Annotated in this window: 1 protein-coding gene and 1 pseudogene; both read left to right on the top strand. The window is 75.1% G+C overall.

Annotated features, from left to right (window positions below; translation table 11 throughout):
- Positions 1–89: 89 nt before the first annotated feature.
- Positions 90–3,029, top strand: a pseudogene (cobN, locus tag ABZ641_RS26375) (cobaltochelatase subunit CobN); the annotation flags it as partial.
- Between the two features lie 100 nt (positions 3,030–3,129).
- On the top strand, positions 3,130–4,619 hold a 1,490-nt coding region (lnt, locus tag ABZ641_RS26370; protein ID WP_359985522.1), incomplete at its 3' end, for an apolipoprotein N-acyltransferase.

Below are 4,619 nucleotides of genomic sequence, written 5' to 3'. Positions count from 1 at the left end.
CGAACTGCGGGACGCGCTGAGACGCTGGCAGGTGCCGGACCTCATCGACACCGCCGAACTGCTCTCCTCCGAGCTGGTCACCAACGCGATCGCAGGCCGGCGGCGACGAGGAGGCCTGGGACGCGGGCGCCCTCGCCGCCCTCGACCGGCCGATCCTGCAGGCCCTGTGCCTGACCTGGTCGCGCTCACAGTGGGAGGAGAGCGACGACGGCCTCTCCCCGCTGGACACCGCCACCCAGGTCGCCGTCCCGGAGTTCGACGGCCGCCTGATCACCGTGCCGTTCTCCTTCAAGGAGCTGGACGAGGACGGCCTGACCGTCTACCGCGCCGACGCCGAGCGCTCCGCCCGGGTCGCCGGCATCGCCGTCCGGCACGCCCGGCTGCGCCACACCCTGGCGGCCGAGCGCCGTCTCGCCCTGGTGCTCTCCGCGTACCCGACCAAGCACGCCCGGGTCGGCAACGCGGTCGGCCTGGACACCCCGGCCAGTGCGGTGCGCCTGCTGCACCGCCTCCGGGAGGAGGGCATGGACCTGGGCACCGACCTGCCGGGCCTGGACACGACCTCCGCCTCCCACGAGGGCGACGAGCTGATCCACGCGCTGATCGCGGCCGGCGGCTACGACCAGGACTGGCTGACCGAGGACCAGCTCGCCCGCAACCCCGTCCGCATCCCGGCCGCCGACTACCGCCGCTGGTACGCGACGCTGCCGCAGGGCCTGCGCGAGCAGGTCGAGGAGCACTGGGGCCCGGCCCCCGGCGAGCTGTACGTGGACCGCTCGCAGAACCCGGACGGCGACATCGTGCTCGCCGCGATCCGCTCCGGGAACCTGCTCGTCCTCATCCAGCCGCCGCGCGGCTTCGGCGAGAACCCGGTCGCGATCTACCACGACCCGGACCTGCCGCCCAGCCACCACTACCTGGCCGCCTACCGCTGGATCGCCGCCGCGCAGGAGGACGGCGGCTTCGGCGCGCACGCCGTGATCCACCTCGGCAAGCACGGCAACCTGGAGTGGCTGCCCGGCAAGACGGCCGCGCTGTCCGCCGAGTGCGGCCCGGACGCCGTCCTCGGCGACCTGCCGCTGATCTACCCCTTCCTGGTCAACGACCCGGGCGAGGGCACCCAGGCCAAGCGCCGCGCCCACGCCACCCTGGTCGACCACCTCGTCCCGCCGATGGCCCGCGCCGACTCGTACGGCGACATCGCGCGCCTGGAGCAGCTGCTCGACGAGTACTCCACGATCGCCGCGATGGACCCGGCGAAGCTGCCGGCGATCCGCGCCCAGATCTGGACGCTGATCCAGGCCGCCCGGCTCGACCACGACCTCGGCCTGGACGAGCGGCCCGAGGACGACGGCTTCGACGACTTCCTGCTGCACGTCGACGGCTGGCTGTGCGAGGTCAAGGACGCCCAGATCCGCGACGGCCTGCACGTCCTCGGCCAGGCCCCGGCCGGCACCGACCGGGTCAACATCGTGCTCGCCATCCTGCGCGCCCGGCAGATCTGGGGCGGCGTCAGCGCGCTGCCCGGTCTGCGCGAGGCGCTCGGCCTGGACGAGGCCGCGCTCACCCTCGGCGCCACCGACGCCGCCGAGGCGCAGGCCCGCGCCCTGGTCGAGGCGATGGAGGCCGAGGACTGGGCGCCCGAGGCGGTCGAGAAGGTCGCCGCCGGGCACCCGGACGCCGTCCGCGAGGTGCTCGACTTCGCCGCCACCCAGGTGGTGCCGCGGCTGACCGCGACCACCGACGAGCTGGACGCCGTGCTGCACGCGCTGAACGGCGGCTTCGTCCCGGCCGGCCCGTCCGGCTCGCCGCTGCGCGGTCTGGTCAACGTGCTGCCGACCGGCCGCAACTTCTACTCCGTCGACCCCAAGGCGATCCCGAGCCGGCTCGCCTGGGAGACCGGCCAGGCGCTCGCCGCCTCGCTGGTCGAGCGGTACCGCGCCGACAACGACGGCGCCTGCCCGCCCTCGGTCGGCCTCTCGCTGTGGGGCACCAGCGCGATGCGCACCGCCGGCGACGACATCGCCGAGGCGTTCGCGCTGCTCGGCGTCCGCCCGGTCTGGGACGACGCCTCGCGCCGGGTCACCGGTCTGGAGGCGATCGGGCTGGAGGAGCTCGGCCGCCCCCGGATCGACGTCACGCTGCGGATCTCCGGCTTCTTCCGGGACGCCTTCCCGCATGTGGTCGCCCTGCTCGACGACGCGGTGCGGCTCGCCGCCCGGCAGGAGGAGGCGGACGCCGACAACTTCGTCCGCGCCCACGTGCAGGCCGACCTCGCCGAGCACGGCGACGAACGGCGGGCCACCGTCCGGGTGTTCGGCTCCCGCCCGGGCACCTACGGCGCCGGTCTGCTGCAGCTGATCGACAGCCGGGACTGGCGCACCGACGCCGACCTCGCCGAGGTGTACACGGTGTGGGGCGGCTACGCCTACGGCCGCGACCTCAACGGCCGCCCGGCCCGGGAGGAGATGGAGAGCGCCTACCGGCGGATCACCGTCGCCGCCAAGAACACCGACACCCGCGAGCACGACATCGCCGACTCGGACGACTACTTCCAGTACCACGGCGGCATGGTCGCCACCGTCCGGGCCCTCACCGGCAAGAACCCGGCCGCGTACATCGGCGACTCGACCCGGCCGGAGACCGTCCGCACCCGGACGCTCACCGAGGAGGCGGCCCGGGTCTTCCGCGCCCGGGTGGTCAACCCGCGGTGGATGGAGGCGATGCGGCGGCACGGCTACAAGGGCGCCTTCGAGATGGCCGCCACCGTCGACTACCTGTTCGGCTACGACGCCACCACCGGGGTGGTCGCCGACTGGATGTACGAGAAGCTGACCGAGGAGTACGTCCTCGACCCGGTCAACCGGGAGTTCCTCTCCGAGGCCAACCCGTGGGCGCTGCACGGCATCAGCGAGCGGCTGCTGGAGGCCGCCGACCGCGGCCTGTGGGCGGAGCCCGACGAGCGCCTGCTCGACGAACTCCGCGCGGCCTACCTGGAGACCGAGGGCGACCTGGAGGCCGAGAGCTGAGGCGGCCGCACCGCGGCGCGCGGGGGCACCTCCCCGTGCGCCGCCATTCGGGTGGCGCCGATTGCGTTCGATCTGCGCCTCGGGTGCATACGATCTCCGCATGACGTTGCGCACGGCGTTGTCGCAGCCCGCCCGGTGGTACTCCCTCGCGGCCGGCGGGCTGCCGGTGCTGGCGTTCCCCGGCGCCGGCCAGGCCTGGCTGGCGTGGGTGGCGCTGGTGCCCGGGATGCTGCTGATGCGGGCGGCCCCGGGCGGGCGCGAGGCCGCGGTGCGGGGCTGGTGGTTCGGGGCCGGGTTCATCCTGGTCGCGATGTACTGGCTGGTGCCGTCGATCGGGCCGGCGCTGCTGCCGCTGGCGGTGGTGTTCGGGGCGCTGCAGGCGGCGTTCGGCTTCGCGGTGCACCGGCTGCTGCACGGCCGGGTCGGGCCGCGGCGGGCGGCGGCCGCGCTGGTGGTGGTGCCGTCGGTCTGGGTGGCATGCGAGTTCGCCCGGTCGTGGCACGCGCTGGGCGGTCCGTGGGCGCTGCTCGGGGCGAGCCAGTGGGAGCATCCTGCGGTGCTGGTGCTGGCGTCGGTGGGCGGGGTGTGGCTGGTCAGCGCCGTGGTGGTGGCCTGCAACACCGCGGTGGTGGTGCTGGTGGCGGGTCCGCTGCGGGTGCTGCCGGCGGCCGTGGTCGCGGGGTGCCTGGCGGCTGGGCCGGTGCTGTTCGCGCTGCTGCCGCCGCCCCCGCAGGGCGGCAGCGCGACGGTGGCGCTGGTGCAGCCCGGGCAGACGTCCGACGACGCCTCGCGGCTGGCGGCGAGCACCCGGATCACCCGCGGTCTGGTGGGCCGGCCGGTGGACCTGGTGGTGTGGGGCGAGTCCAGCACCACGGCCGACCTGGACCGGGACGCCGCCGTGCTGGCCGGTCTGCGGTCGCTGTCGGCGGCGACCGGTGCGCAGCTGCTGGTCGGCGAGGACGCGCGCAAGGCGGACGGGCGGATCTCCAAGGACGCGGTGCTGGTGACCCCGGACGGAGTGGCGGCCCGCTACCGCAAGATCCGGCTGGTGCCGTTCGGCGAGTACATCCCGTTCCGCTCGGCGCTGGGCTGGATCGCGGGGGTGAGCAGGGCCGCGGGCGAGAACCGGGCGCCGGGTGCGGCGTTCCGGCTGCTGCCGGCGACCGACCGGGCCGGTGCGCCGCTGCCGGTCGGTGCGCTGATCTGCTTCGAGTCGGCCTTCCCGGACATGTCGCGATCGGCGGCCCGGGACGGCGCGCCGCTGATCGTCTACCAGTCGGCCACGTCGACCTTCCAGCGGACGTGGGCGCCGGAGCAGCACGCCTCGCTGGGTGCGATCCGGGCGGCGGAGACCGGGCGGCCGGTGGTGCAGGCCGCGCTGACGGGCGAGTCGGTGGCGTACGACCGGCAGGGCCGGCGGCTGGCCCGGCTCGGCACGGACGGGTCGGGGGCGCTGGTGGTGCAGGTGCCGCTGGCGGAGCCCTCCGCGCTGACCTGGTACGACCGGCTGGGTGACTGGGTGCCGCTGGGGGCGGTGGCGGTGACCGCGGTGTCCGGTGCCGTGGTGGCGGTGCGCCGCGGCCGCCGGTC

Origin of the sequence: Kitasatospora sp. NPDC007106, from assembly GCF_040634455.1 — a bacterium.
Lineage (GTDB): Bacteria > Actinomycetota > Actinomycetes > Streptomycetales > Streptomycetaceae > Kitasatospora > Kitasatospora arboriphila.
This window is presented reverse-complemented; position numbering and strand designations above follow the sequence as displayed.